The sequence below is a fragment of the Pseudonocardia oceani genome, from assembly GCF_019263585.2.
GTDB lineage: Bacteria > Actinomycetota > Actinomycetes > Mycobacteriales > Pseudonocardiaceae > Pseudonocardia > Pseudonocardia oceani.
On the sequence record NZ_JADQDF010000001.1, the window covers coordinates 5,301,620 to 5,328,451 of the forward strand.

A 26,832-nucleotide genomic window follows, 5' to 3' on the forward strand; every position below is an offset into this window, starting at 1 on the left:
TGGAGCCATGTCCCGTCTCGACTACGCCCAGCTCAACAGCGCCGTCCGCTACACCATGTGGTCGGTGTTCCGCGTCGAACCCGGACGCCTCGGGGACGACCGCACGCAGGCCGTCGCGGAGGTCGGGGAGTTCCTCGACGCGCTGGAGGGCAAGGGCGTCGTCGTGCGCGGCGTCTACGACATCGCGGGCATGCGCGCCGACGCCGACTACATGGTCTGGTGGCACGCCGACAACGTCGAGGCCCTGCAGGGCGCCTACGCCGACCTGCGCCGCAGCACCGCGCTCGGCCGGGCCAGCGTCCCGGTCTGGAGCCAGGTGGCGCTGCACCGCCCCGCGGAGTTCAACAAGAGCCACGTGCCGGCGTTCGTCGCGGGGGAGGAGCCGAAGGGCTACGTCTGCGTGTACCCCTTCGTCCGCTCGCTCGACTGGTACCTGCTGCCCGACGAGGAGCGGCGGACGATGCTCGCCGACCACGGCAAGGCCGCCCGCGGCTACGCCGACGTGCGCGCCAACACCGTCCCCGCCTTCGCGCTGGGCGACTACGAGTGGATCCTCGCGTTCGAGTGCGACGCGCTCGACCGGATCGTCGACCTCATGCGCGACCTGCGCGCCACCGAGGCCCGCCGCCACGTGCGCGAGGAGGTGCCGTTCTTCACCGGCCCCCGCGTGCAGGTCGGCGACCTCGTCGCCCGGCTGCCGTAGCGGAGCTGCTCACCCGCGGACCCCCGCCTCGCCTGCGCGCCGGGGCTCCCCGTGCGCCGTCGAGCTGATCAGCCGATCGGCTTCTCCTCGAGCTTCAGTGAGATCGAGTTGATGCAGTAGCGCAGGTCGGTGGGGGTGCCGTAGCCCTCGCCCTCGAAGACGTGCCCGAGGTGGCTCTTGCAGGTGGCGCAGACGACCTCGACGCGCTTCATGCCCATCGAGTAGTCGGTGCGCTCGATGACGGCGCTGCCGGCGAGCGGGGTGTAGAAGGACGGCCAGCCGCAGTGCGACTCGAACTTGGTGTCGCTGCGGAACAGCTCCGCGCCGCACGCGCGGCAGGAGTAGACGCCCTCGGTCTTCGTGTCGGTGTACTCGCCGACGAACGGGCGCTCGGTGCCGGCCCGGCGCAGGACCTGGTACTCGGCGGGGGTGAGCTGCGCGCGCCACTCCTCGTCGGACTTGACGACGGTGGCGTCGGGCTCGGTGACGGGATCCATGCGTTCCAGGCTACGTCCGGAACCCGACAGCGCGCCGCGCAAGCGGCCCAGGAGATCGGTCAGAGCCACGTCGTCACCACGAACACCAGGGCCTCCCACACGAGGAACGCGGCCACGGCGAGCAGCAGCACCACGACGAGCACGGCACCCCACCGGCGGCCGCCCTCGGCGCGGTTGGCGGAGTCGGCGAAGTGGCTGACACCGTCGAGGTAGCCCTCGACGGTGAAGGCCGGGCGCTGGCGCTGCATCCGGTCGAGGTGCTCGGCGAAGGCCTGGGCCTCGGGGTCGGCGGGATCGAGCCCGAGCAGCTCGTCGTCGAAGGGGGAGGAGCTCGGACGATCCGGCACGGCGTCAGGGTAGCGGAGTAGCGTGCCCGCCGTGGCGTCCAAGGCACCGGTCGAGCTGCTGTCCGTCGGAGGCCGGGAGGTGCGCCTGACCAGCCCGGACAAGGTGTACTTCCCCGAGCCGGGGATCACCAAGCGGGAGGTCGTGCACTACTACCTGGCCGTGGTCGAGCCGCTGCTGCGCGTGCTGCACGAGCGGCCCACCAACCTCAAGCGGTTCCCCGACGGCGTCGAGGGCGAGCCGTTCTACGGCAAGCGGCTGCCCAAGGGCGCGCCCGACTACGCCGAGACCGCGCGGGTGACGTTCCCCAGCGGCCGCACCGCCGAGTCGCTGTGCCCCACCGAGCCCGCCGTGCTGCTGTGGGCGGCCAACATGGGCACGTTCGACTTCCACCCGTGGCCGGTCCGCCGCGCCGACACCGACCGCCCCGACGAGCTGCGCATCGACCTCGACCCGCAGCCCGGCACCGGCTTCGCGGAGGCTCGCGAGGTGGCCGCCGTGCTGCGCGAGGTGCTCGACGAGGCCGGCCTCGTCGGCTGGCCCAAGACCTCCGGCGGGCGCGGCGTCCACGTCTTCGCCCGGATCCGCCCGGAATGGGACTTCGTCGACGTCCGCCACGCCGTCATCGCCATCGCCCGCCGGGTCGCCGACCGGCTGCCGGAGCGCGCCACCGTCGCGTGGTGGAAGGAGGAGCGCGGCGAGCGGGTGTTCCTCGACTACAACCAGGCCGCGCGCGACCGCACCGTCGCCTCGGCGTGGTCGGTGCGCGGGCGGCCCCGGGCGACGGTGTCGATGCCGCTGACCTGGGAGCAGCTGCCCGACGTCGAGCCCGAGGACTTCGACGTCCGCACCGTGCCGGGCCTCTACGCCCAGCACGGCGACCCGCACGAGGGCATGGACGCCGCGGTGGGCGGGATCGAGACCGCGCTGGAGTGGTACGCCGCCGACGACCGCGAGCGCGGGCCTGCCGAGCTGCCCTATCCGCCCGAGTACCCGAAGATGCCGGGCGAACCGATGAGGGTGCAACCCAGCCGGGCGAAGGCCCGGTCGGAGGACTCGGCCGATCGGTGACCTGCGGTGAGCCCCCCACCCCACATGCGCACCATCTCACCCGCGAGTGCCCGTGTCGGCTCCGCTGAGTGAAACAGAAGGGCTGTTCGTCCACTCGGATGGACGTATTCGCGATTCCTCCGCAACACACGGTCGTTGAACCCTGTGACGACAGGCCGCAGGGGCCGGGTCGGATGGGGGGTGCACGATGTCGAGTACTCCGATGACGGAGTTCGGTGGCGGTCGAGGATCGGCCGTCGGTGAGCGCGGATCCGAGACCTCGGGCGCCCACCACGGCTACGGCGACGACCCGAACGCCCGGGACCCGTACGCCCGGGACCCTTACGCCCCGGACCTGTACGCCCCGGACCTGTACAACCGGGACCGGTACGCCCAGGACCCGCACGCCCTGGACCCGTACGCCGGGTACGCGGACCCGGACCGCGACCTGCTCCTGCACGGCGACCTGCCCGTGCCGGACGCGGCGCTGCGCCGGCAGGCGGCCGAGGCCAACGCCCGCGCCGCCGAGGCCACCGCGGCGGCCGCCGCCGCCGACGCGAAGGCCGCGATCGCGCTGGCCGCCCGCGCCGCCGCCGCGGCCGACGCGGCCGCGCAGGCCGCCGTGCGCGCCGACGCCGTGGTCCGCGCCGCCGCGATGGCCGAGGTCACCCGCGTGGCCGACGCCGCCGCGCCGGCCGCGATCCCCGGCGAGCCGGACGCGCCGACCGGGCTGCTGCCCCTCGGCGTCCCGCACGGGGTGCCGCCGGTGCCGTTCGCGAACACGATGACCGACACCGACGTGATGCCGCAGGCGGTCGTCCCGTTCCCGCGGTCGGTGGCCCGGCACGACGCCGACGCCGACTCCGGCGCGTTCGCCGTGCCCGGGACGGCGCCGGAGGGTCGGGCGGCCCGCCGCCGGGCCGCCGCGGCCGAGACGACCGTGTTCGCGACGTCCGACGGGGCAGCCGACGGGGAGACCGTCATCGCCCGCCTCGACGACACCGGCCCGGACGGCGCCCGCGTCGACGGCGCCCGCGTCGACGGCGCCCGCGTCGACACCGCCGCCGCGTCCGCCGATCCGCAGACCGAGCTCGTCGACGCCCTCCCGGAGGAGCCCGCCGAACCGGCCGTCTCCACGGGGAGCCGGCGCCGCCGGGCCCGGGCCGCCGCGGCCTACGAGGCCGAGGACACCGGGGAGCGCAACGCGGTCACCGCGACCGGCGGCCGTGCCGCCGCCCGCAAGGCCAAGGGCGCCCGCAAGGGGCTGTTCCGCCGCCGCGGGCCGCTGCTCGCGGCCGGTGCCGCCGTCGGCGTCCTCGCCGTGGCGGGCGTCGTGCTCGTCGGCAACGGCGGCAGCGGCGACAGTGGCGGCGGGGCCCCGGCCCCGGCCGCCGTGGTCGAGTCTCAGGTGCCCGTGCTGCCCTTCGCCGCCGCTCCGGCGGAGACCGAGGAGCAGGCGCCGGACCAGGGCGACCCGCGGTCGGACCGCGCCGAGCGGTTCCTGAGCGGTCTGCGCGCCGCCGGCGTGCCGACGAGCCGGAGCGGGGCCGAGGAGACCGAGGCCGCCGAGCTGGTGTGCCGCGAGCTCGCCGACGGCGTCGACGAGGCCCGGATCGCCCGGGCGCTGCCGGCGACACTGCCGTCGGTCACCCGCGCGGAGGCCGCCGACCTCGTCGAGGTCGCGCGGGAGAGCTACTGCACCACGAGCTGACCGCGGTCAGGGCGGGCAGAGCGTGCCCGCCGCGGGGAGGGTCCCGTCCACGAGGAGCCCATCCACCGCCGCACGGACGCAGGGGGTGCGCGGGTAGGCGCCCGTGCCCGCCCCCTGCCAGCTGAGGAACGCCCCGGTCGGGAGCTGTTCGGCCACGCGCCGCGCGCTCTCACCCGGGTTGCGGGGGTCGCCCGCGGTGCCGACGACGAGCACCGGGGGCAGGGTGTCGACGGCCGGGGGCACGGCCGTCGACCCTCCCGCCGGCCACGGCGCGCAGGCGAGCAGGCCCAGCGCGAGGGTCCCGCCGAGCAGCGGGTGCTCCGCGCGGACGGCCGTCGCGAGCTCGCCGACCTCGGGAGGGGACAGCCGCGCCGGGTCGTCGTTGCAGGCCGTCGCGAGCATGGCGTCGAAGCCGCCGACCGGACCGGCGACGGGGTCGAGCAGGTCGAGCAGGGCCGTCGGGTCCCCGGCCCCCGCGGAGGCGAGCGCGGAGGCGAGCGCGGGCCAGTCGTCGGGCTCGGCCAGGACCGTCAGCACGGTGAGCAGGGTGGCGCCCGCGGTGAGGCGGCGGCCGTCGGCGGCGGCGAGGGGGCGGTCGCGCAGGGCGTCGGCCAGGGCCGTGACGGCGGCGCGGGGGTCGGCGCCGAGCGGGCAGGCCCCGCCCGCCGTGCAGGCCAGCGCGAACGCGTCGAACGCGGCCTCCGCCGACGCGGCCCGGGCCGTGGTGCGCTCGGGCTCGGTGAGCCCGGGCTCGGGCGGGCCGTCGAGCACCAGCCGGCCGACGCCGCCGGGGGTGGTCCGCGCCCAGACGTCGAGCGCCCCGGCCCCGTCGCCCGTGCCGACCGCCGAGAGCTGCGCGACGCCGAGCCGCCGCCGCAGCTGCTCGACGTCGGCGGCCGTGGCGGCGCTGCGGAACCCGCCGAGCTCGGAGGGCAGTGCGATGTTGCAGTCCTGCACGACGGAACGGGCGCGCTCCAGGAGGGCGCCGAGGTCGCGCTCGGACGTGGCGGCCGGGTCGGCGTCGACGAGGGCGGCGCGGGCGGCGGGGTCGGCGCAGTCGATGCGGTCGAGGCCGGCGCCGCGTCGGTCGAGCCCGATCACGGTGAACGTCCCGAGCACGGCGGGGGAGGCGCGCGAGGCGATCGCGAGCGCGTGCGCGGCCGACGCCCCGGTGACGCTGTCGCCCAGTGCGAGCAGCGGCGGGCCGTCGAGCGGGGCGTCCGCGGGCCCGACCCGCAGGACGCCGAGCAGCACGGATCCCTGCTCGGGCCGCCGGGGGTCGGCGGGCACGGGCAGCTCGCCGCACTCGACGCGCAGGGCGCGGTCGGCCGGGGCGGGCCCGCCGAACGTCGCGAACGCCGACGCGGTGCAGTCGACGAACGGCAGCGAGGTGTCCTGGGGCTGCAGCGGCGGCACCGCGGGCAGGGCGCGCCCGGGGGCGACGTCGGCGGGCACGGCAGGCGCGTCCATGCCGCGCACCGCCACCGGCGGCCGCGACGACGGGCCCACGGTGCACCCGGCCAGCAGCGCCGAGAGGCACAGCAGCCCTGCGACGACGCCCCGTGACCCGATCATGACCGGGAGAGCGTGCCGCAGGGCCGGTGTGGCAGCGGTGAAGGTGGGGCAGCGGTGACGATCGAACCGGTGGTGCTCAGGCCACCCGCGGGCCGGACGAGGCCTGGTCGAGCTCGAGCCGGACGGCCACCGGCAGCGCGGCGATGCCGAGCGAGGTGCGCGCCGCGCCGAGGACCTGGCCGTGCAGGCGCTCCAGGACGTCGCGCGCGTCGGCGTCGTCGGTGAGCCACACCCACACGCGCACGGCGGGGGCGTCCTCGGTGCCGACCATGCGGGCCTTCGCCCGTCCGACGCCGGGCAGCGCTGCGGCCTGGGCGGCGAGCGCGTCGGCCGCGGCGGCGGCGTCGACCGTGATCGCCGTGGCCGGGCCGCGATCGATGACGAGGTCGGGCTTGCGCTCGGGGCGCACCGAGCCCGCGGCCCACGAGAGGCCCAGGACCAGCAGCAGGACGCCCGCGACGATCGCGATGATCCGGGCGGCCAGCGGCTGGGCGCGGATCAGGTCGACGATCGCGGGGTCGAGCAGCGGGCGCCCGGCGCGGTCGGCGCCGAAGACGCCGTAACCGAGCAGGGCCACGAGCACTCCCCCGGCGAGCAGGACCAGGCCCAGGAGCACGAGCAGCGAGCGGTCACCACCCGCGGAGCGGGCGACGGCCGAGCGCGAGCGCTTCTTCAGCGCACCCGAGGGCGGCGGGGGCGGGACGTCGGCCGCGCCGTTCGCGGACTTGTCCATCGAGACGGTCATCGGGGGCCCTTCCTCTGCTGCACGGTGACGGCGACGCGCGGGCGGCGGGCCAGCGGCAGCTCGTCGAGCAGCGTGTCGACGGTGCAGGCGACGCTGCTGCGGAGCTCGGGCGCGGCGTCGTTCCAGGCCTGCGCGCCGACGGAGACCTTGCGGCCGGTGGCGGTGACCGAGGCGGCGGCCACGCCGTCGGCGGCGCGGACGCGGCGGCCGACGAGCCGCGCGAGGACGCGTGGGGAGGTCGTGACGGTGACCTCCGGGGCGGGCGAGGTGAGGGCGATGTCGTGGCGGCGGGCCAGCAGGCCCAGCAGCACGAGCAGCAGGCCCACGACGGCGACGCCGATCGCGATGCCGGGCACGGGCACGTCCGCCCAGGTCAGCGCCTCGAGCGACACGCGCCAGTCGGGCCACGGCACGAGCAGGCCGGAGGTGGCGGGGGTGCGCACCCACGCGGCGACGACCTCGATGACGAGCAGGACGCCGGCGGCGGCCAGCGCGAGGGCGAGCAGCGGGGCGAGGACCCTGAGCAGGACACGCATGGTCAACTCCTACTGGACCCGCGAGCCGGAGCCCGCGGTGCCGTCGTCGGGGCCGCGCAGGCCCGAGACGGTGACGGCGAGGTTGCGGATGTGCCGCCCGGTGATGCGGGACAGCTCCTCTCCCACCCGGGCGCGCACCGCGTCGACGGTGCGGCGGACGGGGGCGGGGTACTGCAGCGTGAGCTCGAGCGCGACGTCGACGGCGCCGTCGGGCCCGTCGCTGATCTTCGCGCTGGACCCGGCCTGCCCGACGCCGACGCCCGCGAGGCGGCGCTCGTGACGCAGCGTGCCCGGGGTGCCGTCGGCGGCGTGCTCGACGATCTTGCGCAGCACCGTCGGGTGGATGTCGAGCCGGCCGCGCTCCTCGGGCGAGGAGGTCGGGTTCACCGGTCCCGACCCCGCCCGAGCACGGCGTTGAGGTCGAGCTCGCCGTCGAGCACGCGGCCGACGACGAGCCCGATGGCGCCGAGGACGAGAGCGACGAGGAACGCGCCGAACCCGCCGATCGCGCCGGTGGCGCCGAGGATGAGGCCGGCCAGCAGGCCGGTGTGGGTGGCGTTCATCAGATCTCCTGAGTGCCGTGTCATTCGACGCGGCGGTTGCTGCGGTGCCACCGCAGAGTGCGGATGAGGGCCACCGCCACCCGGGTGGGCAGCGGCAGCGGGGTGACGATCTCGACCGGCCGGTCGTACCGGGAGTCGTCGACGGGCGGGGGCACGGCCGCCCGGCCGGCCCGGAGACGAGCCAGGCCGGCCACGAAGAACTCCGGGTCACCGCCCCTGTCGGGGTGGTGGTCGCGGACGAAGGCGCGGTACTCCGCGCGCTGCTCGGGGGTCGGTCGACCCGCGGGGTCGTCGTCCGCGGTGGTCACGGTCAGCCGCCTGCCGGCGGGCCGACCGCGATCGCCGGGACGGCGACGTCGGACACCGTGATGTCGACGGCGGCGCCGCCGCAGAGCGCCGAGACCTGGCGGCGCAGGTCACGCACGACGTCCGGGATGCGGGCCGTCAGGTGCACGACCACGCCGAGCTCGACCGGCTCGCCGTCCGGCCCGATCCGCACGCCGACGAGGCGGCGGCCCGGGAGGTACGTCGCGACCGAGCCGAACAGTCCGCCGTCGAGCCGGTCGACCGCGGGGTGCGCGGTGACCGTGGCCGCGACGAGCTCGGCGAGCGCGTCGTTGTCGAGGGGGCGAGCCATGGTGGAGGGCTCCGTCACTCGACCCGCGAGGGCTGCGCGGTGACGACGTCGTCGGTGCCGTCGTCCTCCGACGGCAGGTGGATGTCGTTGACCGCGATGTTGACCTCGATGACCTCGAGGCCCGTCATGCGCTCCACGGCGGTGATCACGTTGCGGCGCACGGCGCGCGCGAGCTCGGTGATGGACGCGCCGTACTCGACGACGAGGTCGAGGTCCACGGCGGCCTGCTTCTCGCCGACCTCGACCTGCACGCCCGCGATGTTCGAGGCGCCGGTGCCACCCCCGGGGATGCGCTCGCGGATCGCGCCGAACGCGCGGGACACGCCGCCGCCCATCGAGTGCACGCCGGAGATCTCCCGGGCCGCGATGCCCGCGATCTTCTGGACGACGGACGCCGCGATGGTGGTCTTGCCCTGGGTGGTGTCGTCGGCCAGGCGGGCCGGGATGCCACCGGGGGTCACGGTGGTGCTGGTGGCGCTGGGGGTGGGGGTGCTCATCTGTGCGCTCCTCGGGAGGTCGTTGGCGTCTGTGCCGTACGGACGTAGGACGCGAGTACCCGCCACAACCTCCCGGTAGTTCACCCGATCAGAGTAGCGCTCGCCCGAATCGCCCCACTATCGGCGGTAGCGCAGCAGCAGGGCGCCCTCATCGTGCAGGGCGGAGGCCAGCGTCATCGACTGCGCCGCCGAGCCTCCCGGACCCACGGCGATGCGCCCGGCGGCGCCCCCGGCGAGCAGCGGCGAGACCGTCAGGCACAGCTCGTCGACGGCGCCCGCGGCGATCAGCGCGCCGTGCAGCGACGGCCCGCCCTCGCACAGCACCCGGCGCAGCCCGCGGCGGCGGAGCTCGGCGAGCAGCGCGGCGGGGCCGAGGTCGTCGAGCACCGCGACGTCGGCGCCGGCCGCGGTGAGCCGGTCGCGACGCTCCTGTGGGGCGCCGGCTGTCGTCAGGACGATCGTCGGGGTGCGGGTGTCGGTGAACAGGCCGAGGCCGGGGTCGAGGTCGGCCGAGCCGGTGACGACGGCGATCGGGGGAGGGGTGTCCGTGCCGCGGACGGGGCGGCGGGCGCCGCGGTACCCCTCGGCGCGCGCGGTGCCCGCCCCGACCAGCACCACCTGCGCGAGCTCGCGCAGCAGGCCGAACACCCGCTTGTCACCGGGCGTGCCGAGGCCCTCGGAGAGGCCGTCGACCGAGACCGCCCCGTCGGCGCTGGACACGAAGTTGACGCGGACGAACGGGGCGGCGTCCGGTTCGTCGTGCTCGGAGTGGCCGTGCTCGGGGTGGGCGTAGAGGTCGGCGAGCGCGGGGTCGTCGACGGGCTCGGCGGGGAGCGGCCAGATGCGGTGCACCGGCCCATCCCAGCACGCGGGCCGCCGATCGGCGGGCCGGCGACCCCTGGGGCGCGGTCACCTGACTGGTGCCGGTGCGGGGTAGGTCTGAAGGCGAGGCTCACCTATGGTGAGCGCAGGCCACGTTCGCCGCCCGTTCGCGCCCCGAGGAGTACGCCCTTGAGCACGGCCACCCCCGTGCCGGTCACGGCCGCCGCGCGGCCCCCGGCCCCGCGGCGCTCGCTGCGGGCGCGCCGCCTCACCGGCCTGGTGCTGCTGCTCGCCGCGCTCGTCGCCTGCTGCCTGCTCAGCGTGTCCGTCGGGGCGAAGCCGATCCCGCTGATGACGGTCTGGGACGCGCTGATCCGGCCCGACACCACCCTCGAGGACCACATCGTCGTGCGCTCCCTGCGCATCCCGCGCACCGTCCTCGGGCTGATCGTCGGCGCCGCGCTGGGGCTCGCCGGGGCGCTGATCCAGGGCCACACCCGCAACCCGCTCGCCGACCCCGGCATCCTCGGCGTCAACGCCGGTGCCGCGTTCCTCGTCGTCGTCGGGATCTACGTCTTCGGCGTCACCAACGCGCTGGGCTACGTCTGGTTCGCCTTCGCCGGTGCCGCGGTCGCGAGCGTCGCGGTGTTCATGCTCGGGGCCGTGGGCCGGGGCGGTGCCACCCCCGTCACGCTCGCGCTCGCCGGGGCGGCGGTCAGCGCCCTGCTCAGCGCGCTGACCTCGGCGATCATCCTCATCGACGTGGCCACGCTCGACGCCTACCGCTACTGGGCCGTCGGTTCGCTGGCCGGCCGCGACGGCGAGGTCCTCACCAACGTCGTCTGGTTCCTCGCGGCGGGGGCGCTCATCGCGCTCGCGTCGGCGCCCGCGCTCAACGCCCTGTCGCTGGGCGACGACGTCGCGCGCTCGCTGGGCCACTCGGTGAAGCGCACGCGCGTGCTCGGCATCGTCGCGATCACGCTGCTCGCCGGCGGCGCCACCGCCGCCTGCGGCCCGATCTCGTTCGTCGGGCTCGTGGTGCCGCACGTCGTCCGCACGTTCACCGGGCCCGACTACCGCTGGCTGCTGCCGGCGTCGGCACTGTCGGGGTCGGTGCTGCTCCTGCTGGGCGACGTCGTGGGCCGCGTGGTCGTGCGTCCCGGCGAGCTGCAGGTCGGCATCGTGCTGGCGCTGGTGGGCGCGCCCTTCTTCATCCACCTGGTGCGGCGGCGGAAGATGGTGAGCCTGTGATGGCCGTGCTGACGAAGCAGGGCGGACCGGTCGCCGCCAAGGTCCCCGGACGCCCGGCGCTGCGCCGCGGCCGCTTCTCCGTGGTCTGGCGCCCGCGCACCGTGCTCGTGCTGGCCCTGGCCGCGCTGGTGCTGTTCGCGGGCCTCGTCGTCAACATCGGGCGGGGCGACTTCCCGATCAGCATCCCCGACGTCGTCGCCGTCCTGTTCGGCGGCGGCGACCGCGGCCAGCGCTTCATCGTGCTCGACCTGCGCCTGCCCCAGTCGCTCACCGGCGCGCTGGTCGGCGCCGCGCTGGGCGTGTCCGGCGCGATCACTCAGGCGGTCGCCCGCAACCCGCTGGCCAGCCCCGACATCATCGGCATCACGATGGGCGCCAGTGCCACCGCGGTGTTCGTCATCGTCCTCGGCGGCGGGTTCGGCGTCGTGGGGTCCACGCTCGTCGCGGTCGGGCTGCCCGTCGCGGCGCTGATCGGCGGGCTCGTCACGGCCGCCCTCATCTACGGGCTGGCCTGGCGCCGCGGCATCCAGGGCTACCGCCTGGTGCTCGTGGGTATCGGCATCAACGCGATGCTGCTCGCCGTCGTCGAGTGGATGCTGGTCGTCGCCGAGATCTACGAGGCCGCCCGCGCCACGGTCTGGCTCACCGGCAGCCTCAACGCCCGCGGCTGGGAGCACGTCGTCCCCGTCGCGCTGGCGCTGGTGGTGCTCGTCCCCGCGGCGCTGGTCCTGGCCCACGCGCTGGGCGCCCTGCAGTTCGGCGACGACACCGCCCGAGGCCTGGGCATGCGCGTCGACCGCTCCCGCTCGGCGCTGCTCGTCGTCGCCGTCGGGCTGGCGGCCATCGCCACGGCGTCGGCGGGGCCGATCGCCTTCGTCGCCCTCGTCGCGCCGCAGATCGCGCAGCGCCTGGTCGGTGCGGCCCGGCCGCCCATCGCGGCGTCGCTGCTGGTGGGGGCGGCGCTGACGGTGCTGTCGGACGTCATCGCCCGCACCATGCTCCCCGTCGCCCTCCCGGTCGGGATCGTCACGGCCGTCCTGGGTGCCCCGTACCTGCTCTTCCTGCTCGCCCGACACGGCCGGGAGGCCCGCGCATGACCCAGGTGCTCAACGAGGTCGGGACCGCCGTCCGGCTGCGGGCCGACGACGTCCGGCTCGGCTACGGCGACCGCGTCGTCGTCGACGGGCTCGACCTCGACATCGTCGCCGGCACGATCACCGCGGTGATCGGGCCCAACGGCTGCGGGAAGTCGACGCTGCTGCGCGCGCTCGGGCGCCTGCTCTCACCCAGCGGCGGGCAGGTCCTGCTCGACGGGCGGCGCATCGACAAGATGCCCACGCGCGAGGTCGCGACCATCCTCGGGGTGCTGCCGCAGGCCCCCAGCGCGCCCGAGGGGCTCACGGTGGCCGACCTCGTCGCGCGCGGGCGCCACCCGCACCAGGCCTGGTACCGGCAGTGGTCCTCCGACGACGAGGACGCCGTGCACCAGGCCCTGGACTGGACCGGGATGCTCGACCTCGCCGAGCGCCCCGTCGACGAGCTGTCCGGCGGGCAGCGCCAGCGCGCCTGGATCTCCATGGCGCTGGCCCAGGGCACCGACCTGCTGCTGCTCGACGAACCCACGACGTTCCTCGACCTCGCCCACCAGGTCGACGTCCTCGAGCTCGTGCGCCGGCTGCACCGCGAGGTCGGGCGCACCGTCGTCATGGTCCTGCACGACCTCAACCTGGCCGCCCGCTACGCCGACCGCCTCGTCGCGATGCGCGACGGGCGGATCGTCGCCGCGGGCACCCCGCACGAGGTCATCACCGAGGAGCGCCTGCTCGAGGTGTTCGGCCTCGACGCCCGCGTGATCCAGGACCCGGTGGCCGGGACGCCGCTCGTGGTGCCCGTCGGGGCCCGACCGGTCGGCTGACGCCGGCGGCCGCCGGTCGCCGACCGAGACCGCCCTCGTCGCCGTCGCCGGCGGGCTGTGCCACGATGGCGCCGCCGTCGCGACCTGCGGCGACGGTCCCGGCAGGCGAGGAGGGGGAGCCCAGGATGGTCGACGTCGAGGGCGGTGCGCCCCTCACGCACGAGGGCCCGTGGACCGAGGAGGCCTACCAGGCCCTGCCCCGCGACCGCCGGATCGAGCTCGTCGACGGCAGCCTGCTGGTGGCGCCGTCCACCGGGGAGCGGCACGCGGCGGCCGTCGCGGCCGTCCGGGCGGCGGTCGAGGCGGCGCTGCCCGAGGGGCTGGAGGTCAGCGGGCCCGTCGCCCTGCGGCTGTGCCCGGGGCGGATCCTGGTGCCCGACCTGGTGGTGTCGGCGCGGGGCGCCTCGTCGTCGCCCGACCCCGGAGCCTCGGATCCCGGCTTCAGGGACGGGTCGGTGGCGCTGGTCGTGATCGACGTCGTGGGGTCGGGCAACGGGGTGGCCGACCGCTGGTTCAAGCCCCAGCTCTACGCGGGCAGCGGCATCCCCTACGCCCTGCTCGTCGACCACGACGACCCCTTCGCGGTGGCCACCATGCTCATCGGCGGGCGGTACCACGAGTACGCCCGCGCGGAGTCCGGTGGGGTCCTGCGGTTGGAGGAGCCGTTCGGGCTGGAGTTCGAGCTCGGTGTGCTGGCGGCGGCCGCAGCCGACGCCCCCGACGCCGACGCCGACGCCGACGCCGACACCGACACCGACACCGACACCGACACCGACACCGACACCGACACCGACACCCCCGGCGAGTTCGCCGATCTGCCCGGCGAGTCCGCCGATGGCGACCACGGGTCCGCCGACGGCGACGGCCCCGACCACGACGACGAGCAGCGGCTCGGCGCCTGACCGCCGTCGGCCCCCGGGGCAGCAGGGATCTAGGGTGGGGATCATGGCCCGCAGCGCGCGTTCGACGTTCCGGGTCCCCGCCGACCCCGACCTGGCGGCCATCGACCCGCGCGGTCGGCCCGTCGGCCCGCAGGACAAGTCCGCGGCCGCCGAGCAGATGGCCGACCTCGCCACCGTGCTCGACGAGCGCCAGGAGGCCCTCTACGCCGAGGCCGTCGGCGGCGGCACCCGCGCGGTGCTGCTCGTGCTGCAGGGCATGGACACCTCCGGCAAGGGCGGCGTCATCCGCCACGTCGCCGGGCTCGTCAACCCGCAGGGCCTGACGATCTCCTCGTTCAAGAAGCCCACCACGGAGGAGCGCGCCCAGCACTTCCTGTGGCGCGTCCGGCCGAAGGTGCCCGCGCCGGGCCAGATCGGGGTGTTCGACCGGTCGCACTACGAGGACGTCCTCATCGCCCGCGTCGACTCGCTGGTGCCCGAGGAGGTGTGGCGCGGCCGCTACACCGAGATCACGGCGTTCGAGTCCGAGCTGGCCGAGCAGGGGGTCACCGTCGTGAAGTGCATGCTGCACATCTCGCCCGTGGAGCAGGCCGAGCGGCTGCTCGCCCGGCTCGACGACCCGGCGAAGGTGTGGAAGTACAACACCGGCGACCTCGACTCCCGCGCGAGGTGGCCCGCCTACCAGCAGGCCTACACCGACGCGCTGCGCGAGACCGACTCGGACGCGGCGCCCTGGTACGTCGTGCCCTCGGACCGCAAGTGGTACCGCAACTGGGCCATCGCCTCGATCCTCGCCGAGACGCTCGCCGAGCTCGATCCGCGCTTCCCGCCGGCCACCGTCGACGTCGACGCCGAGCGCGCCCGCATCCGCGCGAGCGTGATCGCGTGAGGCGCCCCGCACTCGTCGCGGCCGCCGCCCTCGCGGCGCTGACCGTGCTCGCCGGCTGCGGCGGCGACCCCGCACCGGCCCCGCCGCCCGCGACCTCGGCGGCCCCCGCGCCCAGCGCGGCGCCGGCCCGGACGCCGGAGGAGGTCGTGTGCGCCGACTACACCGACACCCGGTCGGTCGTCCGCCAGACCGCCGAGGCGATCGAGGAGATGCCGGTGCTGCCCGCCGGCGTCGCGGTCCTGCTGCTCGGCGCCCGCCAGGTGGCCACGACCTCGGGCGTCACGGATCCCGAGATCCGGGCCGCGCAGGCCGAGCTGGCCGCGGCCATCGACGACCTCGACGCCCAGGGCCGCGCCCTCCTCGGCCCCGACGGCAACGCCGCGCAGGACGCCGTGCGCATCGACGCCGCCCGCATCCTGGCGGCGGTCACGGAGATCGAGCGGGTGTGCGGGGCGACGGCCTGACGGCGACCCGCCCGTGATCGCCGGGACCGCGCCGTCAGGGTCGTCGGGGGGACCGTGAGGGCGCACTCCTGACGCTCACGACCCGGTGATCGCCAGGAGTGTGACGTGGTGGTCGTGCGGAGGGCCGTGGTGGCGCACTCTCGACGATCACGTGCTCCCGGGCGCCGCCGTCCCGCGCGCGTTCCCCTCTACCGCGCACGTTCCCGGTTCCCGCGAGCCTCCGGGGGAGCACGGAGAGCACGCGGGAGCACGGTCAGTGCGCGGGAAGGGCGGCCGCCGGCGCCGTCGGCCCGCCCGCAGCAGGACCGCGACTCGCGCGCAACCAGACCCCGGCTCGCGGGGAGGGGCTAGGAGATCAGCGACCGCCCGATGATCTCCTTCATGATCTCGTTCGTCCCCCCGTAGATCGACTGGACCCGCGAGTCCACGAAGGCCCTCGCGATCGGGTACTCCAGCATGTAGCCGTAGCCGCCGTGCAGCTGGACGCAGCGGTCCACCACGCGCTTGAGGACGTCCGACGCCCACCACTTGGCCTTCGCCGCGTCCGCGATCGACAGCTCGCCCTCGACGTGCTGGCGGATGCAGCGGTCGACGAACACCTGGGTGACCGTGACCTCGGTGTCCATCTCCGCCAGCTCGAAGCGGGTGTTCTGGAACGCCGACACCGGCTTGCCGAACGCCTTTCGCTCCTTGACGTAGTCGAGCGTCAGCTCCAGGGCCCGCGCCGCGCCGGCCACCGAGCCGACGGCGATCGACAGCCGCTCCTGGGCGAGGTTCTGCATGAGGTAGATGAAGCCCTGGCCCTCCTCGCCGAGGACGTTGGCCGCGGGCACGCGCACGTCGGTGAACGACAGCTCGGCGGTGTCCTGGGCCTTCATGCCGACCTTGGCGAGGTTGCGGCCGCGCTCGAACCCGGCCATCCCGCGCTCGACGACGAGCAGGCTGAAGCCGCGGGCGCCGGCCTCCGGGTCGGTCTTCGCGACGACGATCACCAGGTCGGACAGGATGCCGTTGGTGATGAAGGTCTTGGAGCCGTTGAGGAGCCAGTCGCCGTCGTCGGTCCTGCGCGCCGTGGTCTGGATGCCCTGCAGGTCGCTACCGGTGCCGGGCTCGGTCATCGCGATCGCGGTGATGGTCTCGCCGGAGCAGAAGCCGGGCAGCCAGCGCTTCTTCTGCTCGGGCGTGGCCAGGCGCAGCAGGTAGGGCGCGATGACGTCGTTCTGCAGCGGGAAGCCCAGGCCCGAGGTGCCGGCGCGGGAGATCTCCTCGGTGATGACGCAGTTGTAGCGGAAGTCGTCGACCCCGCCGCCGCCGAACTCCTCGGGCACGTCGGTGCCCAGCAGGCCGGCCGCGCCTGCGGACTTCCAGACCGCGCGGTCGACGTGGCCGTCGGCCTCCCACTGGTCGTGGTGGGGGAGGACCTCCTTGGCGAGGAAGGCCCGGACGGTGTCGCGGAACGCGTCGTGGTCGGCGTCGAAGATGTCGCGCTGCATGCTCCGCAGTCTCACATACCGGTCGGTAACCGGGAACGGCTCGACCGTGCCGAGGTCGGCCCCCACGGGCCGCGGCTAGCCTCGGGGGGTGACGCTGGCCGACCGCATCCCCGCCGTGGCGCTGGACGTCGCGCAGAACGTCGTCGACAAGGCGGTCCTCGGGGGGGTCGCCGACCTGCGACGGATGCCGCGCGACGCCGTCACCGGCTCCCCGGCCGCCACGCTGCACCGCTACCGCCCGATCGCCGGCGTCCCCGTCCTCGACGCCCCGCCGGTCCTGCTCGTGCCCCCGCTCGGTGCCCCCGACTTCGCCTACGACCTGCGCCGCGGCTGCTCGCTGGTGCAGCACCTGCTGGCCACCGGGCGCACCGTGTACCTCGTCGACTACGGCCCGATCCGGTTCGCCGACCGCGCGCTGGGCATGGAGCACTGGGTCGACGACGTGGTGCCCCGCGCCGTGCGCGACACCGCCCGCGACACCGGCGCCGAGGGCGTCGACCTGCTGGGCTGGTCGCTCGGCGGCATCTTCTGCATGCTCGCGACGGCCGCCGACCTGACGCTGCCGATCCACACGCTCACGGTGATCGGCAGCCCCGTCGACATCGCGGCGGTGCCGCTCGTGGCGCCCCTGCGCCCGCTCGCGGCCGTCACCGGCGGGCTCGGGCTCTCGGCGGTCTACCAGGCGATCGGCAGCTTCCCGGCGCCGCTGGTGAGCTGGGCGTTCCAGCTGACGGCGGTCGACCGGCTGATCACCAAGCCGCTGACGGTGCTCTCGCGCCTCGACGACCGCGACTGCCTGGCCCAGATCGAGGCCGTCGACTTCATGATGACCCACATGCGCGGCTACCCCGGCCGCGTGTTCGGGCAGATCTACCACCTGCTGCTGCGCAGCAACGACCTCGCCGACGGCACGCTGGACCTCGCCGGGCGCACCATCGCGCTCAAGGAGATCGACGTCCCGGTGCTGGTCGTCGGCGGCGAGAACGACGTCATCGCCCCGCTCCCCGCCGTCGAGCGCGTGGTCGACCTGCTGACGGGCTCGCCCGAGGTGCGGTTCGAGTCGGCCCCGGGCGGGCACCTCGGCGTGCTCACCGGCCGCCGCGCCCGCGCCACCACCTGGGTCCACGTCGACGACTTCCTGACCGCCCACACCTGATCCGGGTACAACGGGGGCATGCGCCATCTCGACATCGCGACCGCCAAGCCGTACTCCGTCATCGGCCTGGGCACCTGGCAGTTCGGGTCCCGCGAGTGGGGCTACGGCACCGACTACGCCGAGGGGGAGGCCGGGCGGATCGTGAAGCGCGCCCGCGAGCTCGGGATCACCGTGTTCGACACCGCCGAGGTCTACGGGTTCGGGCGCAGCGAGCGGATCCTCGGCGAGGCCCTGCGCGACTCCGGCGGCACCGACGACGTCGTGGTGGCCTCGAAGGTCTTCCCGGTGATGCCGACGGCCGCGATCGTGCAGCAGCGCGGCGTGGCGAGTGCGCAGCGCCTGGGCGTCCGCCAGATCGACCTCTACCAGGTGCACCAGCCCAACCCGGTCGTCGGCGACTCCACGACCATGCGCGGCATGCGGGCGCTGCGCGACGTCGGCGTGATCGACGAGGTCGGCGTCTCGAACTACCCGCTCTCGCGCTGGCAGCGGGCCGAGGGCGCGCTGGGCGGGGCGCGGGTGCTGTCCAACCAGGTGCAGTTCAGCCTGGTCTCGCGCGGGCCGATGGCCGAGATGCTGCCCTGGGCCCAGCGCACCGGGCACGTCGTCATGGCCTGGAGCCCGCTGGCGCAGGGTCTGCTCTCGGGGCGCTACAACGCCGACCACCGGCCCAGCGGCGGGGTGCGGGCGACCAACTCGATGTTCCTGCCCGAGAACATGCGGGCCGCGTCGCCGCTGCTCGACCTGCTGCGCGACGTCGCCTCGGTCCACGACGCCACGCCCGCGCAGATCGCGCTGGCCTGGCTGGTGCACTTCCCGAACGTCGTGGCGATCCCGGGGGCGTCGAGCGTCGCCCAGGTGGAGCGCAACGCCGCCGCCGCCGACATCGTCCTGAGCGGCTCGGAGCACGGGGCCCTCACCGCGGCGGCCGAGGCGTTCCACCCGACCACCGGGCTCTCGGCGCTGCCGGGTCTGGTGCGCGCCCGGCGCTGAGCGGTTCACCCCTGTGGGCGGATGTGACGAAGCAGCCCTCGTCAACAGGGTGGGCAGCCCGCCGCGCGAGTACTAGCGTCCCCCGACATGAGCGCCGGGCTGCAGCTGTCCACCCCGCCGACCGTCCCCCGCGCCGAGCACGACGCCGCCGTCGTCGAGCTGGTGCGCCGGTACCGGGCCGTGCCGGCGGGGGAGCGGGTGCGGCTGGGCAAGAAGACGTCGAACCTGTTCCGGTTCGGCGCCGGGGCCGCCGACGACCGCCGGCTCGACACGTCGGCGTTCACCGGGGTGATCGAGGTCGACACGGCCGCCCGCACCGCGCAGGTGCAGGGCATGACCACCTACGAGCACCTCGTCGACGTCACGCTGGCGCACGGGCTGATGCCGCTGGTCGTGCCGCAGCTCAAGACGATCACCCTCGGCGGGGCGGTCACCGGGCTCGGCATCGAGTCGACGTCGTTCCGCCACGGACTGCCGCACGAGTCGGTGCGCGAGATGGACGTGCTGCTGCCCAGCGGTGAGCTGGTCACCGCGCGGCCCGAGGGCGAGCACGCCGACCTGTTTCACGGCTTCGCCAACTCCTACGCCACGCTGGGCTACGCGCTGCGCCTGGAGATCGACCTGCAGCCGGTGGCGCCCTACGTCCGCCTGGAGCACCGGCGCGTGGCCACCGGGAAGCTCGCCGAGGAGATCCGCGAGGCGTGCGCCGGCGCGGCGGACGGATCGGGGCCCGACTTCGTCGACGGCGTCGTGTTCACCCGCGACGAGCAGTACCTCAGCCTGGGGTTCTTCACCGACGACCCCGGCCCGGCCGTCAGCGACTACACGGGCCAGCAGGTGTTCTACAAGTCGGTCCGCGAGCGCACCGAGGACCACCTGACGGTCCACGACTACCTGTGGCGCTGGGACACCGACTGGTTCTGGTGCTCGGCGGCGCTGGGCGCGCAGCACCCGCTGGTGCGCCGGGTGTGGCCGGGCCGCTACCGGCGCTCGGACGTCTACCGCCGGATCGTCGCCCTCGACCGCCGCACGCGGTTCTCCAGCCGCATCCGCAGCCTGCTGCGGCAGCCGCAGGAGGAGCCGGTGATCCAGGACGTGGAGATCCCGGTCGACCGGCTGCCGGAGTTTCTCGACGCGTTCCAGCGCGACGTCGGCATCGAGCCCGTGTGGCTCTGCCCGCTGCGGCTGCGCGGGGCGACGACCTGGCCGCTCTACCCCATGGAGGCCGGTGAACTCTACGTGAACGTGGGTTTCTGGTCGACTGTCCCGGAGGTTCCGGGGGACCCCGAGGGGCACAACAAGCGCGTGGAGCAGCTGGTCGCCGGACTGGGTGGGCACAAGTCGCTGTACTCCACGGTGCACTACGACGAGCCCGAGTTCTGGGAGCACTACAACGGGCGGGCCTACCGGGAGCTGAAGGGCCGCTACGACCCGGACGGCAGGCTGCCCGATCTCTACAGCAAGGTCACGGGGAGGGCATGATGCAGGTCGCAGAGATCATCTCGAGTGTCATCGGGCCGGACGTACCGGTGCGCATCATCGGGTACGACGGCAGCAAGGCGGGCCCGGACAGCGCCGAGGCCGCCATCCGGATCGCCTCCCCGAGAGCCATGGCCAGACTCGTCACCGCCCCGGGCACGCTCGGCCTGGCGCGGGGGTACGTCACCGGCGAGATCGAGGTCGAGGGCGAGCTGTACGGCGTCCTCGCCGCGATGCCCGACGTGATCCTGCACGACATCCCGCGCGCCCAGCGGCTCAGGCTGGCCCGCCAGCTCGTGCCGGTGTGGGCGCGCCACCGCCAGCCGCCGCCGGAGTTCGAGTACCGCCCGCCTGGCCGCCTGCACTCCAAGGCGCGCGACAGCAGGGCGATCTCGCACCACTACGACGTCTCCAACACCTTCTACGAGTGGGTGCTCGGGCCGTCGATGGCCTACACCTGCGCGGTGTACCCGAGCGCCACGGCCACCCTCGAGGAGGCGCAGGCCGAGAAGTTCGAGCTCGTCGCGCAGAAGCTCGGGCTGCAGCCGGGGCAGCGCCTGCTCGACGTCGGCTGCGGCTGGGGCGGCATGGTCATGCACGCCGCCGCCGAGCACGGCGTCAAGGCGCTCGGGGTGACGCTCTCGGCCAACCAGGCCGCGTGGGCGCAGGCCGAGATCACCCGCCGCGGCCTCGACGGGCTCGCCGAGGTGCGCCACGTCGACTACCGCGACGCACCGGAGTCGGAGTTCGACGCCGTCAGCTCGATCGGGCTCACCGAGCACATCGGACGCGCCCAGCTGCCCGCCTACTTCGCCTCGCTGCACGCGCGGCTGCGGCCCGGCGGCCGGCTGCTCAACCACTGCATCACCGAGTCGCGCACGCCCGCCCGGCGGCTCGACCCGTTCATCGGCCGCTACATCTTCCCCGACGGCGAGCTGCACACCGTCGGGCACGTGATCGGCACGATGAACGACGCCGGGTTCGAGATCCGCCACGAGGAGAACTTCCGCGAGCACTACGCGCGGACGCTCGCGGCGTGGGGCGCCAACCTCGAGGAGCACTGGGACGAGGCCGTGGCGGAGGTCGGGCTGGGCAGGGCGAAGGTCTGGCGGCTCTACATGGCCGCGTGCCGACTGGGGTTCGAGCGCGACAACATCCAGCTCCACCAGGTGCTGGGGGAGCGGGTCCACGGCGACGGCCGTTCCGGGTTCCCGCTGCGGGGGTGGTGACCGCAGGACTGGTAGACCTTCCCCGTGCCTGACCGCCTCTCGCCGCTGGACGCCTCGTTCCTGTTCGCCGAGCACGAGAACGCGGGGATGCACGTCGGGGGCGTCATGACGTTCGAGCCGAGCGAGGGGTTCGACGTCGACGCCCTCGTCGCGCTCATCGGGCACCGCCTCGGGCTGGTGCCGCGCTACCGCCAGAAGGTGCGCGAGGTGCCGGCCCGGCTCGGGTTGCCCGTGTGGGTCGACGACCCGGACTTCGACCTGGAGTACCACGTCCGGCGCTCCGCGCTCGCCGCGCCGGGCACCGAGGAGGTCCTGCACGAGCTGGTCGGCCGGCTGCTCTCGCGCCGGCTCGACCGCTCGCGCCCACTGTGGGAGATCTACCTGGTCGAGGGCCTGGCCGACGGGCGGCTGGCGGTCGTCACCAAGACCCACCACGCGATGGTCGACGGGCTGGCGTCGGTCGACATCGGCTCCGTCCTGCTCGACCTCACGCCCGAGCCGCGCGAGACGCCCGACGACGACTGGGCGCCCGCGCGGGAGCCGTGGGGCCTGGAGCTGGCCGCGTCGGCGGTGCTGGACACGCTGCGCCGCCCCCAGCTCGCCCTCGACGCCACCGGCCGCATCCTCGGCGACATCGGGTACGCGGCGTCGGCGATCGGGCGCACCGCGCAGGCCGCCCTGGACACCGGGCGCAGCGCGGCGGGCACCCGTCCGGTGCACCCGCTCACCGCCGTCACCGGCTCGCAGCGCCGCTACGGCACCGCGCGCACCCCGCTCGCCGACCACCGCGCGGTCCGCAAGGCCCACGGCGGCACCGTCAACGACGTCGTGCTGGCCGTCGTTGCGGGCGGCCTGCGGCGCTGGATGATCACCCGCGGCGAGCCGCTGACGCACGACACGACCGTCCGCGCGCTGGTGCCGGTGTCGGTGCGGGCGCGGTCCGGGGGCCCGGGGTCGGCGGCGGGCAACAGCATCTCCGCGTACTTCGTCGACCTGCCGGTGGCCGAGGAGGACCCGGTCGCCCGGCTCACCGCGGTGCGCGGGGCGATGGAGGCCCACAAGCGCGGCGGCCGAGCGGTGGGCGCGGCCCGGCTGATCGGGCTGGTCGGGCTCGCGCCGCCGGTCGTGCACAGCATCGCCGCCCGTCTCACCAGCCAGTACTCGAGCCGGCTCTACAACGTGCTGATCACCAACGTGCCCGGCCCGCCCCGTCCGCTGTACGCGCTGGGTGCCCGGATGCGTGACATGTTCCCCGTGGTTCCGCTGGCCGGCGGGCAGGCCGTGGCGATCGGCGTCACGTCCTACGACGGCGGGATGCACTACGGGCTCACCGCCGACCGCGACGCGATGCCCGACGTCGCCGTCCTGGCCGACGCGCTGCGTGACTCGCTCGCCGAGCTGGTGGTCACGACCGCCTGAGCCGTCGCGCGTTCTGCCGTTCGGAGCAGTCGGTGCGGCACACTGCGCGCATGGACCTCGACGTTCGCGCGCTGGACGCCGCCGACCTCGACGTCGCCGACGAGATCGTCCGCGACGCCTTCGGCACGTTCCTGGGCACGGACCCCTTCGGCGACACCGAGCTGCTGCGGACCCGCTTCCGCGCCGGCCACACCACGGTCCTGGGCGCCTACTCCGGCAGCGACGTCGTGGGCTCCACGGTCGTGACGCGCTGGGGCGACGTCGGCTGGCTCGGGCCGCTGTCGGTCACCCCGAAGCTGTGGGACGCCGGGGTCGGATCGCGGCTGCTGACCGCCACGCTCGACGTCTTCGCCGGCTGGGGCGTCGGACACCAGGGCCTGTTCACGTTCGCGCACAGCCCGCGCCACCACGGGCTCTACCAGAAGTTCGGCTTCTGGCCGCGCTTCCTCACCGCGATCATGTCCCGGCCGGTGGCGCCGTTCGAGTCGCCGTCGGGGTTGCTGGGCTCGGCCTGGACCGACCGCGCCGCGCTGCGGGCCGCCTGCGCCGCCGTCACCGCCGCGGTGCATCCCGGCCTCGACGTGGGCGGGGAGGTCGACGCCGTGCTCGACCAGTCGCTGGGCGACGTCGTGCTGGTGGGGGAGCCCGATGCGCCGTCGGGGTTCGCCGTCGGCCACACCGGGGCGGGCACCGAGGCCGGTACCGGCGTCGCGTTCGTGAAGTTCGCGGCCGTCGCACCCGGCCCGCACGCCCGCGGCACGTTCGAGCGGCTGCTGCTGGCGTGCGGGGGCTGGGCGGCGGCGGCCGGGGCGCAGCGGCTGGTCGTCGGCGTCAGCACCGCCCGCCACGACGCCTACCGGCACCTGCTCGGCGCCGGGTTCCGCACCGACACCCCCGGCGTGACGATGCACCGCCCGAACACCCCGGGCTACGACCACCCCGACGTGCTGGTGCTCGACGACTGGCGCTGAACCCACGACGTGCCTGTGAGTGGCGATCGTGGCCCCGGCCACGATCGCCACTCACGACCGGTCCCCGGCGGCTACCGGTCCCCGGTGGCTACCGGTCCCCGGTGGCTACCGGTCCCCGGCGGCCACCGGGCCTCGCGGCTACCGGTGCTCGCGGCCACCGGTGCTCGGTGGCTGACGGTGCTCGCGCACCCAGTCGAGAAGGCCGGGCACCGCGGCGCGGACCATGTCCAGCACGCGCTCGAAGCCCTCCTCGTCGCCCCAGTAGGGGTCGGGGACCTCGGCGTCGGCGGGGGCGGCGGGGTCGAACGAGCGCAGCAGCCGCACGCGGGAGGGGTCGGCGACCATCGCGCGCAGCGCGTGGAAGTGGGAGCGGTCCAGCGCCACGACGAGGTCGGCGGCGAGCTGCTCCTCGTCGATCAGGCGGGCGCTGTGGGCGTCGGGGTAGCCGTGCGCGCGCAGCAGCGCCACCGACCGCTCGTCGGCCGGGGAGCCGATGTGCCAGCCCCCGGTGCCGGCGCTGCTGACCGTCACGCCGTCGCCGAGACCGGCCCGCTCCAGCTCCCGGGCGACGACCTTCTCGGCGATGGGCGAGCGGCAGATGTTGCCGGTACACACGAAAACCAGTGACAGCACCACTGGATAGTATGCGGGTGCGCCGTATAGCAGCAGGTCAGGCCTCGTGGATGACGATGCGCGCGGGCTTCGGCGCAGGCTGATCGAGCGCCGTGGCCGGGTCCCCGTCGACGCGCAGGACGCCGTCGGCGAAGTGCGCGTCGATCGAGGTCTGAGAGATCCCGGCCGCGCGGAGTCGGTCGTTCACGGTGGGGACGTGCTCGGGCTCGGTCACTGACACCGGGCATCCACGTCGCCCGCAACAGACACCGAGAGCACCCACGGCTCTTGCCACGGAGGGCAGACCGGGACTTGCTCGGGGTACGGGTAGGACGGGTCGAGCTGGTGCTGCCGCACCTCCCAGTCGACCTGTTCCTGCAGCGCGGACCTGCGCTCCAGTGCTTCGGTGTGCTCAACGACGACGCGCCACTGTTCCTCCTGGCGCTGCTCCACCCACTCATTCCCCCAGGCCAGAACCAGCCACAGCCCTCCCAGTAGTAGGCCCGCGACGATGAGGGGATGCGTCATGGCGGAGATCGTCCTGCAGGCGGTGCGTATCAGCAGGGGGATGCCGAGTGCCTTGAGCGTGCTCATCCGCGGAACGCCTCCACGTCGAGGTCCCCGCGCTCGTGCGCGGGCGTGGCCGGCGCGGGCTGTGCGGCGGCGAGTGTCCAGGGCGCGGACACGGCGTAGGCGGGGACGACGGGCCAGCTCGCCACCTCGTCGTCGTAGAACCAGGTGATGTCGCGGGCTCCTGAGATGAGGACCCACCGCTGCCCCGCCGGCCTCGTCTGCGCCGTCTTCACGGCACGGCGCGCGTCGCGGTCGAACAGGTGCGCGTGCTGGTCCGTGGGGTCGGCGTCGACGCGGACGGTGCCGGGCGGGTCGGCGGCGGGGTCGCCGAGGTCGCGGACGGGCGCCGCGTAGAACCCACTCACTGGGCCACCTCGACCCCGTCGACCTCGACAGCGGACGCTGCGAGCAGCTCGACGCCTACGACCTCACCGTCCTCGTCCAGGTCCACGGTGATGCCTGCGCGGGTGTCCTCCAAGGTGCGGGCTACCGGCTTGTCCTGATAGCGCACGTAGACGTCGCTCATCGGTCCTCCCCGTAGGCGGCGGCGAGCCGGTCGAGAGCGGCGGTCAGATCGCGCGGGTCGTTCTTGTCGGCCGCGACCCACAGCCGGGCCACTTCGCGGGCGAGGTCGTCGCGCACCGCCATGTCCGCGGCCGCCCGGTCGAGCGCGGCCTGGTCGTCGCTGACGGGCACGGGTAGGCACACGCACCGGTCGACGAACACGAGCCCAGTAGCGTCGTACTGGCAGCCGCATCCAGCGGTGGTGTCGGTCATCGTTCCTCCAGGCTGCGCAGCTTCACGACGGCGGGGGTGCCGGTGGCGTACAGCCGCACCACCACCTCGTCGTAGGGCACCGCATCCCCGACACCGGGGGCGGCGAGGACGGTGACGGTTTGGCGCCACGGCCGGTGCCAGTAGGTGCGGCCGATGACGGGGGCGTGGTAGTCGGGGGCGTAGGGGTCGAACGCTACGGCGCCTTGCTCGCGCGCCGGTCGAGCGTCGCCTTCGGGACGCCTGTCGCCTCTTCGACCTTCGACCACGAGACGTTCGGCCTCCGTCGCACCTCGGCCACGAGCCGCCCCGTCCAGACCTGTGCCTGGTCGAACACCAGCTCGGATTCCTTGATCCCTTGGTACAGCTCGTCGAGGGACACCTTCGACAGGTCGCGGGCGAGGAGTTCCTGCAGATTCATCAACGCTTCGCTCTCCTCGCGGCTGGTCACAGCGGGTCAGGTTAGTGCTCGGTCTTCCCACATGTAGGAAGGTATCGTAGGCTCCCACTTCTGGGAAGCGCGAAACCGACCACGAGGAGACCCCGATGGGACTGTTCAGCAGCAAGAGCGACCGCGACGTACCGCGGCGCGCGCTCGACCCGCAGCCCGACGTCAAGGTGAAGCACACCGCCGGGTGCGAACTCGACGGCCGCACCGACCAGCACACCCACCCGCAGGCCGAGTGGCGGGCGCACATCGACAAGCAGGACCCGTGGGGTGGTCGGTGATGGGCTTCCGCCTACGCAAGACCATCCCCCTCGGCCCGCTCCGGCTGCACCTCAACCAGGCGGGCCGGATCACCTGGGGCCTCAAGATCGGGCCGTGGACCTGGTCGGCGACGACCCGCCGCCACACCCTCAACACCCCAGGACCGGGATCCGTGAGCTGGCCGGGACGACGAGGTGAGCGGTGAGCGTGGCCATCTGCTGCGTTGACGGATGCCTGCGGCCACTGAGGGCGCACGGGTACTGCGGCGGGCACTGGAGACGGTGGCGCAAGCACGGAGACCCAGGTCCGGCAACCTTCCGGG

Annotated in this window: 37 protein-coding genes; 17 read left to right on the forward strand and 20 right to left on the reverse strand. The window is 74.6% G+C overall.

Going from position 1 to position 26,832, the window contains the following annotated elements; all coding sequences use genetic code 11:
- Nucleotides 1–7 precede the first annotated feature (7 nt).
- Nucleotides 8–703, forward strand: coding sequence for a hydrogen peroxide-dependent heme synthase (hemQ, locus tag I4I82_RS26350; RefSeq protein WP_218591419.1), 696 nt, complete (start codon nt 8–10; stop codon nt 701–703).
- A 68-nt stretch (nt 704–771) separates the two neighbouring features.
- Here the strand turns inward: hemQ and msrB are convergent, their stop codons facing one another.
- Together msrB and I4I82_RS26360 are read right to left on the reverse strand one after the other, a co-directional pair.
- A complete protein-coding gene (msrB, locus tag I4I82_RS26355; RefSeq protein ID WP_218591418.1) occupies nt 772–1,200 on the reverse strand; it encodes a peptide-methionine (R)-S-oxide reductase MsrB in 429 nt (142 codons plus the stop codon).
- Between the two features lie 59 nt (nt 1,201–1,259).
- Nucleotides 1,260–1,547, reverse strand: a complete 288-nt coding sequence (locus I4I82_RS26360; protein WP_218591417.1) for a hypothetical protein — start codon at nt 1,545–1,547, stop codon at nt 1,260–1,262.
- Nucleotides 1,548–1,578: 31 nt separating this feature from the next.
- On the opposite strand from I4I82_RS26360, the gene ligD reads away from it, so the two are divergent.
- Nucleotides 1,579–2,616, forward strand: coding sequence for a non-homologous end-joining DNA ligase (gene ligD / locus I4I82_RS26365; RefSeq protein ID WP_218591416.1), 1,038 nt, complete (start codon nt 1,579–1,581; stop codon nt 2,614–2,616).
- Nucleotides 2,617–2,818: 202 nt separating this feature from the next.
- Nucleotides 2,819–4,306, forward strand: a complete 1,488-nt coding sequence (locus I4I82_RS34545) for a DUF732 domain-containing protein (RefSeq protein WP_218591415.1) — start codon at nt 2,819–2,821, stop codon at nt 4,304–4,306.
- Between the two features lie 6 nt (nt 4,307–4,312).
- Here I4I82_RS34545 and I4I82_RS26375 read toward each other — a convergent pair whose 3' ends face one another.
- From I4I82_RS26375 to I4I82_RS26415, 9 genes are all read right to left on the reverse strand, one after another.
- A complete protein-coding gene (locus I4I82_RS26375) occupies nt 4,313–5,881 on the reverse strand; it encodes an alpha/beta hydrolase (protein ID WP_218591414.1) in 1,569 nt (522 codons plus the stop codon).
- 76 nt (nt 5,882–5,957) lie between these two features.
- On the reverse strand, nt 5,958–6,626 hold the full coding sequence (locus I4I82_RS26380; RefSeq protein ID WP_225920686.1) for an alkaline shock response membrane anchor protein AmaP: 669 nt from the start codon (nt 6,624–6,626) through the stop codon (nt 5,958–5,960).
- The gene (locus tag I4I82_RS26385) at nt 6,623–7,162 is read right to left on the reverse strand and encodes a DUF6286 domain-containing protein (protein ID WP_218591413.1); all 540 of its coding nucleotides are present in this window, start codon (nt 7,160–7,162) and stop codon (nt 6,623–6,625) included. The genes I4I82_RS26380 and I4I82_RS26385 overlap by 4 nt, the downstream gene beginning before the upstream one ends.
- Nucleotides 7,163–7,171: 9 nt before the next feature.
- Nucleotides 7,172–7,549, reverse strand: a complete 378-nt coding sequence (locus I4I82_RS26390) for an Asp23/Gls24 family envelope stress response protein (protein WP_218591412.1) — start codon at nt 7,547–7,549, stop codon at nt 7,172–7,174.
- The gene (locus tag I4I82_RS26395; RefSeq protein ID WP_218591411.1) at nt 7,546–7,725 is read right to left on the reverse strand and encodes a hypothetical protein; all 180 of its coding nucleotides are present in this window, start codon (nt 7,723–7,725) and stop codon (nt 7,546–7,548) included. Before I4I82_RS26395 ends, I4I82_RS26390 begins: the two co-directional genes overlap by 4 nt.
- 20 nt (nt 7,726–7,745) lie before the next feature.
- Nucleotides 7,746–8,033, reverse strand: coding sequence for a hypothetical protein (locus tag I4I82_RS26400; protein WP_225920687.1), 288 nt, complete (start codon nt 8,031–8,033; stop codon nt 7,746–7,748).
- Nucleotides 8,034–8,035: 2 nt separating this feature from the next.
- A complete protein-coding gene (locus I4I82_RS26405; protein WP_218591410.1) occupies nt 8,036–8,362 on the reverse strand; it encodes a hypothetical protein in 327 nt (108 codons plus the stop codon).
- Nucleotides 8,363–8,376: 14 nt separating this feature from the next.
- A complete protein-coding gene (locus I4I82_RS26410; protein WP_218596101.1) occupies nt 8,377–8,859 on the reverse strand; it encodes an Asp23/Gls24 family envelope stress response protein in 483 nt (160 codons plus the stop codon).
- A 117-nt stretch (nt 8,860–8,976) separates the two neighbouring features.
- A complete protein-coding gene (locus I4I82_RS26415) occupies nt 8,977–9,711 on the reverse strand; it encodes a dihydrofolate reductase family protein (protein WP_218591768.1) in 735 nt (244 codons plus the stop codon).
- 159 nt (nt 9,712–9,870) lie between these two features.
- On the opposite strand from I4I82_RS26415, the gene I4I82_RS26420 reads away from it, so the two are divergent.
- The 6 genes from I4I82_RS26420 (at nt 9,871) to I4I82_RS26445 (ending at nt 15,102) form a co-directional block, all read left to right on the forward strand.
- On the forward strand, nt 9,871–10,932 hold the full coding sequence (locus tag I4I82_RS26420; RefSeq protein WP_225920688.1) for a FecCD family ABC transporter permease: 1,062 nt from the start codon (nt 9,871–9,873) through the stop codon (nt 10,930–10,932).
- A complete protein-coding gene (locus tag I4I82_RS26425; RefSeq protein WP_218591767.1) occupies nt 10,932–12,029 on the forward strand; it encodes a FecCD family ABC transporter permease in 1,098 nt (365 codons plus the stop codon). The genes I4I82_RS26420 and I4I82_RS26425 overlap by 1 nt, the downstream gene beginning before the upstream one ends.
- Nucleotides 12,026–12,847, forward strand: a complete 822-nt coding sequence (locus tag I4I82_RS26430; protein ID WP_218591766.1) for an ABC transporter ATP-binding protein — start codon at nt 12,026–12,028, stop codon at nt 12,845–12,847. The genes I4I82_RS26425 and I4I82_RS26430 overlap by 4 nt, the downstream gene beginning before the upstream one ends.
- Before the next feature lie 125 nt (nt 12,848–12,972).
- Nucleotides 12,973–13,749, forward strand: coding sequence for a Uma2 family endonuclease (locus I4I82_RS26435; protein WP_218596102.1), 777 nt, complete (start codon nt 12,973–12,975; stop codon nt 13,747–13,749).
- Between the two features lie 43 nt (nt 13,750–13,792).
- On the forward strand, nt 13,793–14,638 hold the full coding sequence (locus I4I82_RS26440; RefSeq protein WP_218591764.1) for a PPK2 family polyphosphate kinase: 846 nt from the start codon (nt 13,793–13,795) through the stop codon (nt 14,636–14,638).
- Nucleotides 14,635–15,102: a hypothetical protein gene (locus tag I4I82_RS26445; protein WP_218591763.1), complete on the forward strand. Its 468-nt coding sequence runs from the start codon at nt 14,635–14,637 to the stop codon at nt 15,100–15,102. The genes I4I82_RS26440 and I4I82_RS26445 overlap by 4 nt, the downstream gene beginning before the upstream one ends.
- A gap of 347 nt (nt 15,103–15,449) precedes the next feature.
- On the opposite strand, the gene I4I82_RS26450 is transcribed toward I4I82_RS26445, so the two are convergent.
- The gene (locus I4I82_RS26450; RefSeq protein WP_225920689.1) at nt 15,450–16,595 is read right to left on the reverse strand and encodes an acyl-CoA dehydrogenase family protein; all 1,146 of its coding nucleotides are present in this window, start codon (nt 16,593–16,595) and stop codon (nt 15,450–15,452) included.
- Between the two features lie 88 nt (nt 16,596–16,683).
- Between I4I82_RS26450 and I4I82_RS26455 the strand changes: the two genes are divergently transcribed.
- From I4I82_RS26455 to I4I82_RS26480, 6 genes are all read left to right on the forward strand, one after another.
- Nucleotides 16,684–17,751: a polyhydroxyalkanoate synthase family protein gene (locus I4I82_RS26455; RefSeq protein ID WP_226370258.1), complete on the forward strand. Its 1,068-nt coding sequence runs from the start codon at nt 16,684–16,686 to the stop codon at nt 17,749–17,751.
- An 18-nt stretch (nt 17,752–17,769) separates the two neighbouring features.
- A complete protein-coding gene (locus I4I82_RS26460; protein WP_218591761.1) occupies nt 17,770–18,744 on the forward strand; it encodes an aldo/keto reductase in 975 nt (324 codons plus the stop codon).
- Nucleotides 18,745–18,831: 87 nt separating this feature from the next.
- Nucleotides 18,832–20,226, forward strand: a complete 1,395-nt coding sequence (locus tag I4I82_RS26465) for an FAD-binding oxidoreductase (RefSeq protein WP_218591760.1) — start codon at nt 18,832–18,834, stop codon at nt 20,224–20,226.
- A complete protein-coding gene (locus I4I82_RS26470; protein ID WP_218591769.1) occupies nt 20,226–21,452 on the forward strand; it encodes an SAM-dependent methyltransferase in 1,227 nt (408 codons plus the stop codon). Before I4I82_RS26465 ends, I4I82_RS26470 begins: the two co-directional genes overlap by 1 nt.
- A gap of 24 nt (nt 21,453–21,476) precedes the next feature.
- On the forward strand, nt 21,477–22,871 hold the full coding sequence (locus I4I82_RS26475) for a WS/DGAT/MGAT family O-acyltransferase (protein ID WP_218591759.1): 1,395 nt from the start codon (nt 21,477–21,479) through the stop codon (nt 22,869–22,871).
- 50 nt (nt 22,872–22,921) lie between these two features.
- On the forward strand, nt 22,922–23,842 hold the full coding sequence (locus I4I82_RS26480) for a GNAT family N-acetyltransferase (RefSeq protein WP_218591758.1): 921 nt from the start codon (nt 22,922–22,924) through the stop codon (nt 23,840–23,842).
- 138 nt (nt 23,843–23,980) lie between these two features.
- Here the strand turns inward: I4I82_RS26480 and I4I82_RS26485 are convergent, their stop codons facing one another.
- Genes I4I82_RS26485 through I4I82_RS26520 form a run of 8 tightly spaced genes read right to left on the reverse strand, consistent with a single transcriptional unit; the run spans nt 23,981 to nt 26,252 of the window.
- On the reverse strand, nt 23,981–24,475 hold the full coding sequence (locus I4I82_RS26485) for a low molecular weight protein-tyrosine-phosphatase (protein ID WP_218596103.1): 495 nt from the start codon (nt 24,473–24,475) through the stop codon (nt 23,981–23,983).
- A gap of 37 nt (nt 24,476–24,512) precedes the next feature.
- Entirely contained in the window at nt 24,513–24,662 is a 150-nt protein-coding gene (locus tag I4I82_RS26490; RefSeq protein WP_218596104.1) for a hypothetical protein, read from the reverse strand.
- 23 nt (nt 24,663–24,685) lie between these two features.
- Complete coding sequence (locus tag I4I82_RS26495) at nt 24,686–25,048, reverse strand: hypothetical protein (RefSeq protein WP_218596105.1); 363 nt, start codon at nt 25,046–25,048, stop codon at nt 24,686–24,688.
- Nucleotides 25,045–25,392: a hypothetical protein gene (locus I4I82_RS26500; RefSeq protein WP_218596106.1), complete on the reverse strand. Its 348-nt coding sequence runs from the start codon at nt 25,390–25,392 to the stop codon at nt 25,045–25,047. Before I4I82_RS26500 ends, I4I82_RS26495 begins: the two co-directional genes overlap by 4 nt.
- Nucleotides 25,389–25,553, reverse strand: coding sequence for a DUF2283 domain-containing protein (locus I4I82_RS26505; protein ID WP_218596107.1), 165 nt, complete (start codon nt 25,551–25,553; stop codon nt 25,389–25,391). Before I4I82_RS26505 ends, I4I82_RS26500 begins: the two co-directional genes overlap by 4 nt.
- Nucleotides 25,550–25,804: a hypothetical protein gene (locus I4I82_RS26510; protein WP_218596108.1), complete on the reverse strand. Its 255-nt coding sequence runs from the start codon at nt 25,802–25,804 to the stop codon at nt 25,550–25,552. The genes I4I82_RS26505 and I4I82_RS26510 overlap by 4 nt, the downstream gene beginning before the upstream one ends.
- On the reverse strand, nt 25,801–26,070 hold the full coding sequence (locus tag I4I82_RS26515) for a hypothetical protein (RefSeq protein WP_226370259.1): 270 nt from the start codon (nt 26,068–26,070) through the stop codon (nt 25,801–25,803). Before I4I82_RS26515 ends, I4I82_RS26510 begins: the two co-directional genes overlap by 4 nt.
- Entirely contained in the window at nt 25,998–26,252 is a 255-nt protein-coding gene (locus I4I82_RS26520) for a hypothetical protein (protein WP_218596109.1), read from the reverse strand. Before I4I82_RS26520 ends, I4I82_RS26515 begins: the two co-directional genes overlap by 73 nt.
- A 95-nt stretch (nt 26,253–26,347) precedes the next feature.
- On the opposite strand from I4I82_RS26520, the gene I4I82_RS26525 reads away from it, so the two are divergent.
- Both I4I82_RS26525 and I4I82_RS26530 read left to right on the forward strand, forming a co-directional pair.
- Nucleotides 26,348–26,530: a hypothetical protein gene (locus I4I82_RS26525; RefSeq protein ID WP_218596110.1), complete on the forward strand. Its 183-nt coding sequence runs from the start codon at nt 26,348–26,350 to the stop codon at nt 26,528–26,530.
- Entirely contained in the window at nt 26,530–26,715 is a 186-nt protein-coding gene (locus I4I82_RS26530; RefSeq protein WP_218596111.1) for a DUF4236 domain-containing protein, read from the forward strand. The genes I4I82_RS26525 and I4I82_RS26530 overlap by 1 nt, the downstream gene beginning before the upstream one ends.
- The last annotated feature ends 117 nt before the right edge of the window (nt 26,716–26,832 follow it).